The sequence below is a fragment of the Pseudomonas guariconensis genome, assembly GCF_900102675.1.
Taxonomy (GTDB): Bacteria; Pseudomonadota; Gammaproteobacteria; order Pseudomonadales; family Pseudomonadaceae; genus Aquipseudomonas; species Aquipseudomonas guariconensis.
In genome coordinates this window covers 248,410-263,171 of record NZ_FMYX01000008.1, presented here as the reverse complement: position 1 = coordinate 263,171, position 14,762 = coordinate 248,410, and the positions used below count along the sequence as shown (strand labels likewise).

11 protein-coding genes are annotated in these 14,762 nt (G+C 61.7%); 9 read left to right on the top strand and 2 right to left on the bottom strand.

Annotation, left to right across the window (positions count from 1 at the left end):
• Nucleotides 1–2,240: retention module-containing protein (locus tag BLS27_RS15565; RefSeq protein ID WP_139205754.1), on the bottom strand; the 2,240-nt coding region annotated here is incomplete at its 3' end.
• Between the two features lie 516 nt (nucleotides 2,241–2,756).
• Between BLS27_RS15565 and BLS27_RS15560 the strand changes: the two genes are divergently transcribed.
• From BLS27_RS15560 to BLS27_RS15550, 3 genes are all read left to right on the top strand, one after another.
• Nucleotides 2,757–4,130 carry a TolC family outer membrane protein gene (locus BLS27_RS15560; protein WP_090345527.1) on the top strand — a complete coding sequence of 458 codons (1,374 nt, stop codon included), beginning with the start codon at nucleotides 2,757–2,759 and terminating at the stop codon, nucleotides 4,128–4,130.
• A gap of 75 nt (nucleotides 4,131–4,205) precedes the next feature.
• Nucleotides 4,206–6,341 carry a type I secretion system permease/ATPase gene (locus BLS27_RS15555; protein ID WP_090345525.1) on the top strand — a complete coding sequence of 712 codons (2,136 nt, stop codon included), beginning with the start codon at nucleotides 4,206–4,208 and terminating at the stop codon, nucleotides 6,339–6,341.
• Nucleotides 6,342–6,483: 142 nt separating this feature from the next.
• A complete protein-coding gene (locus BLS27_RS15550) occupies nucleotides 6,484–7,836 on the top strand; it encodes an HlyD family type I secretion periplasmic adaptor subunit (protein WP_043214847.1) in 1,353 nt (450 codons plus the stop codon).
• Between the two features lie 87 nt (nucleotides 7,837–7,923).
• Here the strand turns inward: BLS27_RS15550 and uraH are convergent, their stop codons facing one another.
• Nucleotides 7,924–8,277, bottom strand: coding sequence for a hydroxyisourate hydrolase (gene uraH, locus BLS27_RS15545; RefSeq protein ID WP_043214849.1), 354 nt, complete (start codon nucleotides 8,275–8,277; stop codon nucleotides 7,924–7,926).
• Nucleotides 8,278–8,666: 389 nt separating this feature from the next.
• Between uraH and puuE the strand changes: the two genes are divergently transcribed.
• From puuE to BLS27_RS15515, 6 genes are all read left to right on the top strand, one after another.
• Nucleotides 8,667–9,593: an allantoinase PuuE gene (puuE, locus tag BLS27_RS15540; protein ID WP_043214851.1), complete on the top strand. Its 927-nt coding sequence runs from the start codon at nucleotides 8,667–8,669 to the stop codon at nucleotides 9,591–9,593.
• Entirely contained in the window at nucleotides 9,593–10,108 is a 516-nt protein-coding gene (gene uraD / locus BLS27_RS15535; RefSeq protein WP_043214853.1) for a 2-oxo-4-hydroxy-4-carboxy-5-ureidoimidazoline decarboxylase, read from the top strand. Before puuE ends, uraD begins: the two co-directional genes overlap by 1 nt.
• Nucleotides 10,109–10,201: 93 nt before the next feature.
• The gene (locus tag BLS27_RS15530; RefSeq protein ID WP_043214855.1) at nucleotides 10,202–10,705 is read left to right on the top strand and encodes an ureidoglycolate lyase; all 504 of its coding nucleotides are present in this window, start codon (nucleotides 10,202–10,204) and stop codon (nucleotides 10,703–10,705) included.
• Between the two features lie 45 nt (nucleotides 10,706–10,750).
• A complete protein-coding gene (locus BLS27_RS15525; protein WP_043214857.1) occupies nucleotides 10,751–12,079 on the top strand; it encodes a urate hydroxylase PuuD in 1,329 nt (442 codons plus the stop codon).
• 156 nt (nucleotides 12,080–12,235) lie between these two features.
• The gene (locus BLS27_RS15520; protein ID WP_043214859.1) at nucleotides 12,236–13,588 is read left to right on the top strand and encodes a nucleobase:cation symporter-2 family protein; all 1,353 of its coding nucleotides are present in this window, start codon (nucleotides 12,236–12,238) and stop codon (nucleotides 13,586–13,588) included.
• A gap of 134 nt (nucleotides 13,589–13,722) precedes the next feature.
• Nucleotides 13,723–14,508: an outer membrane protein OmpK gene (locus BLS27_RS15515; RefSeq protein WP_043214861.1), complete on the top strand. Its 786-nt coding sequence runs from the start codon at nucleotides 13,723–13,725 to the stop codon at nucleotides 14,506–14,508.
• Nucleotides 14,509–14,762: the final 254 nt, after the last annotated feature.

The window sequence follows — 14,762 nt, the reverse complement described above, 5'->3', positions numbered from 1 at the left end:
GCATTGCCCACCAAGGTGTAGGTCAACGCACCGACCCCGCCTTGCACCGCGCCGACCAGGGTGCCTGTCCCGGTCTCACCCGTGGAGGTTGGGTCGCTGCCGGTGACGTTGCCAGCCGCCAGGTCCTTGCCGTCCTGGTTCAGGTCCAGGGCTTTTTCGTAAACCGTCACATCACGGTCCGCCCCACTGACCGACAGTCCGCTGTCCAGCACCTTGATAGTGACGGTGGTGGTGCTCTCGTCGCCGTCGGCGTCGCGGATGGTGTAGACGAAGGTGTCGGTCGCACCGGCACCCGCCACACTGTTGGGGTTGGCGTGGTAGGTGGCGCTGCCGTCAGCGTTGAGGATCAGGTAGCCATAGGTGCCCATGATCTGGGTGCCGACATCGCCATGAACAGGTGTCGAGGTATCGCTGCCAGCCCTTACGCCGACCACGGCCTTGCCCTCAGGAGCACCATCGGCCCCAACCACATCGTTGTGCAATACGTTGCCGGTGACCACCCCGCCTTCGTGCACGATGGATTTGGTATCGGGATTGGCTTGAGGCACATCGTCGACAATGTTCACGTCGATGCTACCGCTAGCACTGCTGCCATCGCTGTCGGTCGCAACGACGGTAAAGCTTTCGCTCACACTGTTGGTGCCATCGGCGTTCGGGTGCGCCTCATTGTCGGTCAGGGTGTAGCTGTAGCTGACGACGCCGGTGGCCGGGTTGTAGCCGGTCACGGTCAGGGTATTGCCCAGCGGTGTGGTGATCGATTGCGGGAAGCCCGCCACCACCCCGCCATTGACCAGGGTGATTCCCCCAACGACCAGCGTTTGCAGGCCATCGGCTGCGGTGACGGTAAAGGTCCCGCTTTGCGTCAATGCCGAGGCATCGGGGGCACTGCCGTCGCCCAGGTGCTTCTCGTGAACGGTGAGCTCGCCCCCTTTTACAGCCAGCCCATCGAGGGTAACCGGGTCGTTGAGGTTGGTGACATTGAGCACCAGCGTCGCCGTGCTACTGTCCCCGTCCGCGTCGGTCAAGGTGTAGGTGAAGTGCTCCACGCCCGAGCCGCCACCGTGCAGGTTGGTGAAGTCCGGGTCGTTGGTGTTCAGCGTGTAGGTGTAGGACCCGTCCGCCGCCAGCACCAAGGTGCCATAGGTGCCGACATAGGTACCGGCGGTGATCGGCCCGGATGGCACACGGTCGGCCCCCTGCACATCGTTGCTCAGCACATTGCCGGTCAAGGTGGTCTGCTGCTCGGTCGCCACCGTGGGGTTGCTGTCGTCCAGGGCTTTGGGCGCGTCGTCGACAATGCTCACGTCCAAGGTGCCACTGGCCACACTTCCATTGGTGTCGCTGACATGCACCGAGAGCTGCTCGCTGACTGCCTGTGCGCCTCCGGCGGTCGCCAGGGTGTAGCTGTAGCTGACCGTACCGGTGACCGGGTCATAGCCGGTGATGGTCAGGACATTGCCCAAGGCGGTGGTCAGCGACTGGCCGACACCCGTTACCACGCCTCCGGTGACGACATTGATACCGCCGACATTGAGGTTGAACACGCCATCGGGCGCTGACACAGTGAAGCTGCCGCCCTGGGTCAAGGCACCAGGGTTACTGGCAGAACCGTGCGGCAGATGGGCCTCTTGCAGGGTCAGCTCGCCTCCGGCGACGTCCAGTCCGTGCAGGGTGACCGGATTATCGGGATCGTCTGGGCCATCGGTTACCGGTCGGCGATCATCATCGAAGCGCCTATCCCCGGCGTCGGGAATCGTGAACTCAGGGATGCCATTGAACCCTGCGGTGGGGAAACCAATAACCGGGTCGACGCGCCCGGCCACCTCGGTCAGCAATACGAAGCTATGGCCACCGCCCACCGCACCGGGCGCGCCGGTGCTGCTGGGGCCTGCCGCCGTGGCCTCGGCCTCCTGGCTCGGGTCAGCACCTGCGGCAATTGCCTGTTGCAAGCGCTCGACATCACTCAAATCAGCCTCACTGGGCGCTATCGCTTCAGAGCCCTGCACATGCTCCGCGGGGTGGGCCAACAGCTCCGGCCGCAGCTCAAGGCTGCTGTCGCGCCCCAGGGTGAGCTCGCCACCGTTATCCAGGTGCACGGCTACAGCCCCCGCGGCGCCGGTCTCGAGTTGTTCTCCGGCATACAGCCGGTCACCTTCGACCAAGACCCGACGGGTGCCGTCCTGACCGACCGCGAAGACTTGCCCGACAACCTTGCTGACCACACCAAGTGATTTAGCCATGAACCAATGCCTCCATTGCCGAGTGATTCCCGCAACGCGAGGCTTTTGGAGGAAGGAGGAATTCGCGGCGTTGACCATGCACGCAGCGATGCGTCGATAACTGCGCCAGGCCCCGATTTCACGGGGGATCAAGGCTTATGGATGATAGTCGACGATGAACCTGGCAAAACGCGATGGCAAAATGACAGATGTCAATAAAATGTCGCCAAATAACGTCCTGCCTCCCTCCCCTCGTTAGATCCCTGCCCTCTGCTGCAAGAAAAACGGGAACTTTTCTCAGAGGCCCGAAAAACAAAGCGTGTGCGCTTATTCAACGGACGACCTGAGTAGAACAATGTCCGGTATTTCTTAGAGCGCATAAGTTTTTTTTCGCATAAATCTTATGAGGAAATCTTCTTAGTTCGCCTGGTAAATGTTCTTAGCTCTGTTGTTACAAACCTGAAACGGTTTGACTCTTATTTTTCGTCATTTTTTTGGCGATTGCAGGACTTTTTCGAGACCAGGGAGATGTACTCCATGCGCGTTCTAACCCCCATCACCAGTGCAATTCTGTTGGCCATGGCATGCGCCAACTCTCAGGCGATGTCGATCACCGAGGCTGTCCAGAACGCGGTGGACCAACATCCCGAAATCAGCGCCAGCCGTAACAGCCGTTTGTCGGCTGATGAAGATGTGAAGTTCGCGCGTGGGGGCTACTACCCCAGTGTCGACCTTATTGCAGGCTATGGTCGCCAACGCTCCGACAACACCAATACCCGTGGCTTCAACCCTGATGGTTCGCGCAACCACAACAAGGAAACCCTCAGCTACACCCAGTCGGAACTGCGTCTGCGGCAGATGCTCTTCGATGGATTCAATACCGCCAACGAGGTGGGCCGTACCGAGGCAGTGGCCAACTCCCGTGCCTACTTCACCCAGGCGACGGCCGAAACAGTGGCATTGCGTGCGATCGAGGTGTACCTGGAGGTGCTTAAGCGTCGCGAACTGGTGACCCTGGCCAAGAACAACCTGCAAGCCCACCTGCGGGTCAACGACCAGATCGGGCTTCGCAGCGAACGCGGCGTGGGCAGTAATGCCGACCTGGACCAGTCCCGTGCCCGCCGGGCCTTGGCCGAAAACAACCTGGACACCGCCGAAGTCGACTTGGCCGACGCCGAGGCCAACTTCTACAGCGTGGTCGGACGCATGCCCGATGAGCTCGAAACGCCGGTCACCATCAAGGGCGAGGTGCCCACCACCCTGGAGCAGGCACGCCAGGGCATGTTGGAGAACAACCCCTACCTCAAGTCGGCCCAGGCCGACGTGAATGCCGCCGAGCAACAGTACGAAGTGGCCAAGTCGCCCTTCTACCCACGCCTGGACGCCGTGCTGGCCACCGGCGCCAACAACAACATCGCCGGCCAGCGCGGCCATGACAACAACGATTGGCAGGCCGGTGTCGAGCTCAACTACAACCTGTTCCGCGGCGGCAGCGACAAGGCGCGCCTGCAGTCGGACGCGCACAAGATCAACCAGGCCATGGACATCCGCAACAATGCCCTGCGCGAGCTCAACGAGAACCTGAGCCTCGCCTGGAACGCCATGAACAATGCGCGCAAGCAGACCCCGACCGCCCGCGAATACGCCGAAACCACCCAACGGGTGCGCGCCGCCTACCAAGACCAGTTCGGCCTTGGCCAACGCACCCTGCTCGACCTGCTCGACAGCGAAAACGAGCTGTACAACGCCAATCGTCGTTACACCGAAGTGCGCTATACCGAGGAGTTCTCCATGTATCGCGTGCTGGCGAACATGGGCGAGCTTCTGAGCAAGCAACGTATTTCGCTGCCGCCTGAGGCCATCGCCAAGACCGAAGTGCGTAACGAAGCCCGGTTGCCCGACATGCGGTAGTTCGTGCGTACTGCTGGCTGTTCATCCAGAAAGGATTGGTTTCCACCGCGGCAGGAGTAGACCATCGTGACCAGTATGCAAAGCGCGCAACCGCGCCTGGATGTTGATGATCCTTTGCTCGATGGCCTGCTGATTCTGTGCAAGCTGCACGGCTGCCCCGCCAGCCGTGCCGGTTTGTGCAGTGGCCTACCCTTGGCCGACCAGCGCCTGCCCCTTGAACTGCTGCCCCGCGCCGCTGCCCGCGCAGGGCTTCAGGCACGGGTACTGGAACGCACTCTGGCCAACATCTCGGAACTCAACCTGCCGGTTTTGTTGATGCTCAAGGACGGGCGTAGCGCCGTGCTGCAGCGCTGGGGCAATGATGGCCGGGCATTGATCCTGCCCTGTGAAGCCGAAGGTGGCGAACAATGGGTCGAACGCGAATCGCTGGAACAGGCCTATGCCGGTCAGGCGTTGTTCGCCCGCCCTCGACACACCTTGGAGAACCTGCGCACGCCCCTGATCCCGCGGGTTGACGCCTGGTTTCGCGATACCCTCAAACATTCGCGCTGGCTGTATGGCGATGCCCTCTTGGCCAGTCTGCTGATCAACCTGCTGGGGCTGATGGTGCCCTTGTTCGTCATGCAGACCTACGACCGGGTGGTGCCCAACCAGGCGCTGTCGACCCTCTGGGTACTGGTCGTCGGCCTGTTCATTGGCACGGCTTTCGAACTGGTGCTGCGCATGGTGCGCGCCCATCTGCTGGACCAGGCCGGCAAGAAGACCGACCTGATTCTCTCGGCCACCCTCTTCGAACGCATCACCGGCATGTCCATGAAGGCCCGGCCCGCCACCATCGGCGGCTTCGCCCAGAGCATTCATGACTTCCAGGGGCTGCGCGAATTCCTCACCGCCGTCACGCTCACCAGCATCATCGACCTGCCATTCGTGGTGCTGATGCTGCTGGCGATCGGCCTGCTCGGCGGCTGGCTGGTGTTGATCCCGCTGATCGCTTTTCCCGTGGCCGTGGCGTTTGCCCTGTTCATCCAGGTGCGCCTGCGCGACACCGTACAAAAAAGCCTGAGCCTGGGCTCGGTCCGCCAGGCCCTGCTGATCGAGACCCTCGGCGGGCTGGAGACGCTCAAGGCCTGCGGTGCCGAAAGCGAGCGTCAGTACCAGTGGGAACACACCAACGGCGCCATCGCCCGCCTCGATGCCCATGCCCGCAATCTGTCCTCCCTGGCCAGCAACGGCACGCTGTTCATCCAGCAGTTCTGTGGCATGGCCACCATTGTCGCCGGGGTCTACAGCATCATCGCCGGCAACCTCAGCGTCGGCGCATTGGTGGCCAGCTACATGCTCGGCAGTCGGGTCCTGGCGCCATTGGGGCAGATCGCCGGCCTGATCACCCGCTATCAGCAAGCCCAACTGACCATACGCAGCACCGACGCCCTCATGGCCCTGCCCCAGGAGCGCCAAGCCGAGCACCAGGCCTTGGAACACACCACGCTCAAAGGTGGTCTTGCCCTCAACCACGTGAGCTTTCGCTACCCAGGACAGAGCGCCCTTGCCCTGCAGGACGTGCACCTGACTCTGCAGCCCGGCGAGCGCATCGGCATCATCGGGCGCAGCGGCTCGGGCAAGAGCACACTCGCCCGCCTGCTGATGGGCTTTCATCATCCGGAAGAAGGCCAGGTGCTACTGGACAACCTCGACCTGCGCCAGCTGGACATCGCCGACCTGCGCGTGCAAATGGGCTATGTCGCCCATGACCTGCCGCTGCTGGCCGGCAGCCTGCGCGACAACCTCACCTTGGGTGCCCGCCATGTCAGCGACGCGCGCATGCTCGAGGTGGCAGAGCTGACCGGCGTCAGCGAACTGGCCCGCCTGCACCCGCAAGGCTTCGACCGCCCGGTGGGTGAGCGTGGCCAGTTGCTGTCCGGCGGCCAACGCCAGTGCGTGTTGCTGGCGCGGGCATTGCTGCTGGAGCCGCCGATCCTGATCCTCGATGAACCCACCAGCCACATGGACAACAGCAGCGAGGAGCAACTGCGTCAACGCTTGCTGGCTTGTGTTGCGGGTAAGACCGTGGTGTTGGTCACCCATCGCACGTCCCTGCTGAGCCTAGTGGACCGGCTGGTAGTGCTGGACAACGGCAAGGTCGTCGCCGACGGGCCGAAGGACGCGGTCATCGACGCCCTGCGAAAAGGCCGCATCGGTGCTGCCGTATAGGAAGCAAACAAAGCCCGCGGATTCCGCGAGCCAGACGGGAGCAGGTTTATGCAAGGTGCGTCACCGCCGCGTGGGCGGACGAGCCCGCCCACAGGCCCCGGGCAAATCCATGAGTATCGCGTGGGTCAAAGAGAGGTAGGTCATGTCCCTGAGCCAGAGCATCCGCAGCCCCCACGGCAACGACAAGCGCGCCGAACGCGACTATATGCCGGAGCTGGCCGGCGCCACCTTGCAGGACTCCCCTCGCCTGTCGCGACTGACCGTGTGGCTGACGGCCGCCCTGCTGCTCGCAGCGCTGGCCTGGGCCCACTTCGCGGTGGTCGATGAGGTCACTGTGGGCGAAGGCAAGGCCATCCCGTCGAGCAAGGTCCAAGTGGTGCAGAACCTCGAAGGCGGTATCGTCACCGAGATCTTCGTGCGCGAAGGCCAGATGGTCGACAAAGGCGCCACCCTGCTGCGCCTGGACGACACGCGGTTTCTCTCCAACAAAGGCGAAAGCGAAGCCGACCGCTATGCCCTGACAGCCCAGGTCGAGCGTTTATCGGCCGAATCCGAAGGCCGCCCGTTCAACCTTTCGGACGAAGTGCGCGCCAAGGCGCCCCAGGTGGCCGAAGACGAAACGGCCCTGTATGAGTCGCGCCAGCGCCGCCTGGCAAGCGAGAAGCAGACCCTCAACGAACAACTGCGACAGAAGACTCAGGAGCTGGCCGAATTTCGCTCCAAGGTGGACCAGTACCGCTCGGCCCTTGGCCTGCTGCAACAGGAACTGAACATGTCCACCCCGCTGGTGGGCACCGGGGCGATTTCACCGGTGGAGATCCTGCGCCTGAAACAACGCGCCGTGGAGGCACGCGGTCAGCTCAATGCCACCAGCCTGGCGATCCCCCGGGCCGAAGCGGCCGTGGCGGAGATCAAGAGCAAGATCCAGGAGTCCGACGCCACCTTCCGCTCCGAGGCCGCCAAGGAGCTCAACGACAAACGTACGGAGCTGTCGAAGATCACCGCCACCAGCATCGCCATCGACGACCGGGTTAACCGGACGACGGTGGTTTCGCCAGTGCGCGGGATCATCAAGCTGCTCAAGGTCAATACCATTGGCGGCGTGGTACAGCCCGGCAGCGATCTGGTCGAGATCGTGCCGATCGAAGACAACCTGCTGATCGAGGCCAAGGTGCGCCCGCAGGATGTCGCCTTCCTGCACCCAGGGCAGACGGCGATGGTCAAGTTCAGCGCCTATGACTACACCATCTATGGCGGGCTCAAGGCCAAGCTCGAGCTGATCGGTGCCGATACCGTGACCGACGACAAGGGCAACGCCTTCTACCTGATCCAGGTGCGAACCGAAAAGAACCACCTGGGCGGGGACAACAAACCCTTGCTGATCATTCCGGGCATGGTGGCAACCGTGGACATCATCACCGGGCGCAAGAGTGTGCTCGATTACCTGTTGAAGCCGGTGCTCAAGGCCCGGACAGAGGCGCTGCGCGAACGCTGAACAGGCAGTTGCCAAACAGCAGGCAAAAAAAAGCCCGCCAGTGTGAGAGCGGGCATAAGGACCTACGAAGATTCTTCTAGCGACCAACTAGCTTCCACGATAGGTCGAGTAACTGTACGGCGAGATCAGCAGCGGCACGTGGTAGTGCTCTTGCTTCTCATCGATACCGAAGCGCAGGACGACCACATCCAGGAATGCGGTCTCCGGCAATTTCACGCCACGGGCGCGGTAGTAGTCACCGGCGCTGAATTGCAGCTGGTAAACACCCGTGCGGTAGTCTTCACCCTGCAGCAGCGGCGCGTCGACGCGGCCATCGCTGTTGGTCAGGGCAGTGTTCACCAGCTCCAGTTGCTGGCCTTCGACACGGTACAGCTCAACCTTGATCGAGCTGCCCGGGCAGCCGTGAGCGGCATCCAGTACGTGTGTGGTCAAACGTCCCATTTGCTTGTCGCCTCTTGTCGTATGCGTGGGCAAAAAATACACGGCAATCACCGCGCCAAGGGCCTGCGGTGTGCTGGAATGGCGCCATTAAGACACTTTCTCGATAAATTGTACACAATTTTTTGAACCCCTCTTGCACAACCCTCTCGCCCTCTCGATAAATACGGCATTCACCGCAAAGACAGGCCCCATGCCGACCTCAATGTCGTTATCTGACCGTTCAGGCAGGTTTCTTGCAACCCATTCCCAGCCGACAAAAGGGAAGAAATGCGGAAAAACAGGCTTACAAATGATTTCAGAACTTGTATACAATCACCCTCATCCGGTGGTGCGACATCCCGACGCGGTCCGCCCACCACCCGCACTAACGTACAAGAAGGAAGACTGCAGTGAGCGCTGACTACCCTCGCGACCTGATCGGTTACGGCAACAACCCACCTCACCCGCACTGGCCAGGGAACGCACGCATCGCTCTGTCCTTCGTGCTCAACTATGAAGAAGGTGGCGAACGCAACGTCCTGCACGGTGACAAGGAATCCGAAGCCTTCCTGTCCGAGATGGTTGCCGCTCAGCCTCTGCAAGGCGTGCGCAACATGAGCATGGAGTCGCTCTACGAATACGGCAGCCGCGCCGGCGTCTGGCGCCTGCTCAAGCTGTTCAAGGAAACCGGCGTTCCGCTGACCATCTTCGCTGTGGCCATGGCTGCCCAACGCCACCCCGATGTGATCCGCGCCATGGTCGAAGCCGGCCATGAGATCTGCAGCCACGGCTACCGCTGGATCGACTACCAGTACATGGATGAGCAGCAAGAGCGCGAGCACATGCTCGAGGCCATCCGCATCCTCACCGAACTGACCGGTGAGCGTCCGCTGGGCTGGTACACCGGCCGCACCGGCCCGAACACCCGCCGCCTGGTGATGGAGGAAGGTGGCTTCCTCTATGACAGCGACACCTACGACGATGACCTGCCCTACTGGGAGCCGAACAACCCGACCGGCAAGCCGCACCTGGTGATCCCCTACACCCTGGACACCAATGACATGCGCTTCACCCAGGTCCAGGGCTTCAACTGCGGCGAACAGTTCTTCCAGTACCTCAAGGACGCCTTCGACGTGCTCTACGCAGAAGGCGCCGAGGCGCCGAAGATGCTTTCGATCGGCCTGCACTGCCGCCTGGTCGGCCGCCCGGCTCGCCTGGCTGCGCTCAAGCGCTTCGTCGAATACGCCAAGAGCCATGACCAGGTCTGGTTCGCCCGCCGCGTGGACATCGCCCGCCACTGGCACGCCACCCACCCGTACAAGAACGAGAACGCCTGATGACCGCTTTCAAGACCCTCAAGCCATCGACCCTGGACCGCGACGCCTTCGTCAAGGCCTTCGCCGACATCTATGAGCACTCGCCGTGGGTTGCAGAAAAAGCCTACGACCTGGGTCAGCTGGGCGAACTGGACGAGATCGAGGCGCTGCACCAGCGCATGAGCGACATCCTGCTCAGCGCCAACCATGAGGATCAACTGGCGCTGATCAACGCTCACCCGGACCTGGCCGGCAAGGCCGCCATCCAGGGCGAGCTGACCGAATCCAGCACCAATGAACAGGCCGGCGCCGGGATCCACCAGTGCACCGCCGAAGAGTTCGCCCGTTTCACCGAACTCAACGACGCCTACAAGGCCAAGTTCAAGTTCCCGTTCATCATGGCGGTCAAAGGCAGCAACCGGCACCAGATCCTGGCCGCTTTCGAAAAGCGCATCCACAACGACGCCGATGCCGAATTCAAGGAAGCCCTGGCGCAGATCAACCTGATCGCCCTGTTCCGCCTGCTGCAACTTTAAAAGATGGTGCGATGGCCGCCCCGAGCGCGCGACACACTCGCCCCGGGGCTCGGCCCACACCCTAAACAGAACACAGAACAAAGAGATAACCGCATGCGCACTTTAGTGATCGAGCCCCTGACCAAAGAAGCCTTCGCCCCTTTCGGTGACGTGATCGAAACCGACGGCAGCGACCACTTCATGATCAACAACGGTTCGACCATGCGCTTCCACAAGCTCGCCACGGTCGAAACCGCCGAGCCCGAGGACAAAGCGATCATCAGCATCTTCCGCGCCGATGCCCTGGAGATGCCACTGACCGTACGCATGCTGGAACGCCATCCGCTGGGCAGCCAGGCTTTCATCCCGCTGCTCGGCAACCCCTTTCTGATCGTGGTCGCGCCAGTTGGCGATGCACCTGTATCAGGCTTGGTCCGTGCCTTCCGCAGTAATGGCAGGCAGGGCGTTAATTACCATCGCGGCGTCTGGCACCACCCGGTGCTGACGATCGAAAAGCGGGATGATTTCCTGGTGGTTGATCGCAGTGGTTCCGGCAACAACTGCGACGAGCATTACTTCACCGAGGATCAGATGCTGATCCTCAATCCCCACCAATAAGAAAAGGTCGGTCATCGTCTCGGTGATCGGCAAGAGGTACATACTGTGGAAGCACACCTTCACGAATGGCTGAACCTGAGCATTCGCTGGGTTCACATGATCACCGGTATCGCCTGGATCGGTGCATCGTTCTACTTCGTCTGGCTGGAAAACAACCTGAACCGGAGCAATCCGCGCGAAGGTCTGTCGGGTGACCTCTGGGCCATCCACGGAGGTGGTATCTACCACCTTGAGAAGTACAAGCTCGCACCGCCGAAGATGCCGGAGAACCTGCACTGGTTCAAATGGGAAGCCTATTTCACCTGGATGTCCGGTATCGCCCTGCTCTGCGTGGTGTTCTACTGGAACCCGAGCCTCTACCTGCTGGCACCGGGCAGCACCCTGAGCGGTGCCGAAGGCGTGGCCATCGGTATCGGCTCGCTGGTCGCCTCCTGGTTCATCTACGACTTCCTGTGCGATTCGCCCCTGGGCAAACGCCCTGCCCTGCTCGGCGCCGTCCTGTTCGTGCTGATCATCGCGGCCTGCTTCGGCTTCAGCCTGGTGTTCAGCGGTCGTGGTGCGTACCTGCACACCGGCGCGATCATCGGCACCATCATGGTCGGCAACGTGTTCCGCATCATCATGCCGGCCCAGCGCCAGCTGGTGGCCGCCATCGAGAAGAACGAAACCCCTGATCCGGTCCTGCCGGCCAAGGGTCTGCTGCGTTCGCGCCACAACAACTACTTCACCTTGCCGGTGCTGTTCATCATGATCAGCAACCACTTCCCGAGCACCTATGGCAGCCAGTACAACTGGCTGATCCTGGCCGGGATCGCAGTGGCTGCGGTACTGATCCGTCACTACTTCAACACCCGTCACGAAAGCAACAAATACGCCTGGACCCTGCCTGTCGGCGCCCTGGCAATGATCTGCCTGGCCTACGTGACAGGTCCCAAGCCGATGCCGACCGCACCTGAGCAAGCCGCGGCGAAGGTCGAGTACCAACCGCTGCCAGCGACTGCCATCGGTGGCAAGACCGCTGCCGAGCAACGTGCCGAAGACGCCGCCAAGGCTGCCCAGGCACCTGCCGCCCCGGCCGAAGCTCCTGCCCAGGCAACCGCCCAGGCCGCCCCGGGTGGGTTCGAGAAGATCCACACGGTCATCCAGGAACGGTGCACCGTGTGCCACTCGGCCAAGCCGACCAGCCCGCTGTTCAGCGCTGCGCCCGCCGGCGTGATGTTCGACACTCCGCAGCAGATCCAGGCTCAGGCCGCGCGCATTCAGGCGCAGGCTGTCGCCAGCCAGATCATGCCGCTGGGCAACATCACCCAGATGACCCAGGAAGAACGCAACATGGTCGGTGCCTGGATCGCCAAAGGCGCTCCGGTCAACTGATCGAAGCTGCAAGCTTCAAACCTCAAGCTGTAAGTAGTAGGTAACAAGCAAGCATCGAGCCCTGAGCCTCAAGCGGGAACCCCAAGCTTTTTTAAAGCTTGCCGCTTGAAGCTCGCGGCTTGGATCCGAGAATAAAAACAAAACTCGAGGTGCTGCATGTCCGAGTCCCGCAAGGCGTACATCCCCGTTGCGCCCCCACGACAGCCTCTGCCCCTGTTCCAACTGATCCTGGTGGGTCTGCAACATGTACTGCTGATGTACGGAGGTGCGATTGCCGTGCCTTTGATCATCGGCCAGGCCGCCGGACTGTCTCGTGAAGAAGTCGCTTTCCTGATCAACGCCGACCTGCTGGTCGCTGGCGTTGCCACCATGGTCCAATCGTTCGGTATCGGTCCCGTCGGCATTCGCATGCCGGTGATGATGGGTGCCAGCTTCGCTGCCGTCGGCAGCATGGTCGCCATGGCCGGCATGCCCGGCGTAGGCCTGCAGGGGATCTTCGGCGCGACCATCGCCGCCGGGTTCTTCGGCATGCTGATCGCCCCGTTCATGTCCAAGGTCGTGCGGTTCTTCCCGCCGCTGGTCACCGGTACCGTCATCACCTCGATCGGCCTCTCGCTGTTCCCGGTTGCGGTCAACTGGGCCGGTGGCGGTCATGAAGCCGATACCTTCGGCTCGCCGATCTACCTGCTGGTCGCAGGCCTGGTGCTGGCTGTGATCCTGCTGATCAACCGCTTCATGCGGGGGTTCTGGGTCAACGTCTCGGTGCTGGTCGGCATGGGCCTGGGCTACGTCCTGGCCGGTTCGATCGGCATGGTGGACCTTTCCGGTCTGTCCGAGGCACCGTGGCTGCAAGTGGTGACCCCACTGCACTTCGGCATGCCGACCTTCAGCCTGGCTCCGATCCTGTCCATGTGCCTGGTGGTGGTGATCATCTTCGTCGAGTCCACCGGCATGTTCCTTGCGCTGGGCAAGGTCACCGACCGTGAAGTCACCCCTGGCATGCTGCGTCGTGGCCTGATGTGCGACGCCGGTGCATCGTTCGTTGCAGGTTTCTTCAACACCTTCACCCACTCCTCCTTCGCCCAGAACATCGGTCTGGTGCAGATGACCGGGGTACGCTGCCGCTACGTCACCATCGTCGCCGGCGCCCTGCTCATCCTGCTCAGCCTGCTGCCGAAGGCGGCCTTCCTGATCGCCTCGATCCCGCCCGCTGTACTGGGTGGCGCGTCCATCGCCATGTTCGGCATGGTCACGGCCACAGGGATCAAGATCCTTCAGGAAGCGGACATCTCCGACCGCCGCAACCAGCTGCTGGTCGCAGTCAGCGTGGGCTTTGGCCTGATCCCTGTGGTCCGTCCGGAGTTCTTCGCGCAGATGCCGCACTGGATGGAACCCATCACCCACAGTGGTATCGCCATGGCAACGGTCAGCGCCTTGGTGCTGAACCTGCTGTTCAACATCCTGGGTGGCGCCGAGCGCGCCGTGCATAACGCAGCCCACCAGCATTGAGCCAAGGGCGGCAATCCTGCCGCCCTGCTCTTTCATGCAGTAACCGCAACACCGGTGACCCACGCACGTGGGTCGCAGGGGGCGCGCTTGCGCGTCACAAACCACAAACAAGAACAAGAACCGGGAATCTCAACATGAAACGCATCACTTCGTCCCTGTTGCTGGGCAGCAGCCTGCTGGCCACCCTCCCCGCTGTCGCGGGCGACTTGTTGGAGTGGCACGGCGAAAGCCTGACCTACCTGTACGGCAAGGACTTCAAGGTCAACCCAGGCATTCAGCAGACGGTGACGTTCGAACACGCCAACCGGTGGAAGTACGGCGACACCTTCCTGTTCATCGACAAGACCTTCTACAACGGCCAGGCCGATGCCAGCAAAGGCCCTACCACCTACTATGGCGAATTCAGCCCTCGCCTGTCGCTGGGCCGGATCTTCGACCGCAACCTCTCGTTCGGCCCGGTCAAGGACGTGCTGATCGCCATGACCTACGAGCGCGGTGAAGGTGACAACGAAGCCTATCTGATCGGTCCTGGCTTTGCCCTGAACGTGCCGGGCTTCAACTACTTCAACCTGAACTTCTATGTACGTAATACCGAAGGCAGCCGCCCGGGTGATAACGTCTGGCAGATCACGCCTAACTGGTCCTACACCATCCCCGTGGGCAAGTCCGACATCCTCATCGATGGCTACATCGACTGGGTGGTGGACAACGACGAGACCCGTCGTGGTACCTACCACGCTAACTTGCAGTTCAACCCACAGGTCAAATACGACCTGGGCAAGGCGCTCAACTGGGGCGCCAAGCAGCTGTATGTGGGTATCGAATACAGCTACTGGAAAGACAAGTACGGCATCGACAACAGTGGCAACATCGACAGCAATCAGAGCGTCACCAGTGCCCTGGTGAAAGTGCACTTCTAAAAGTTGACTCGCAGTTCAGGTTTTATGCCATAGTTACTCCCGGACGGAGTACTTGAGGCCGGGCGCGCAAGTGGGTAATCTGCGCGCCCCCTCGATCAGGGCAGGAAGGATCCTGCCCGCGTTTACTGACCGCTCAGTCAATGAATTAGGGCGGTTGGCCAACGTGTTGCCAGCCTGAAACACCCATTTCATCCGTTCAGAACGTAGTCGAGCAGGATGGTTGTGACCAACCGGAAATGTTGGCGCAGCTCTTG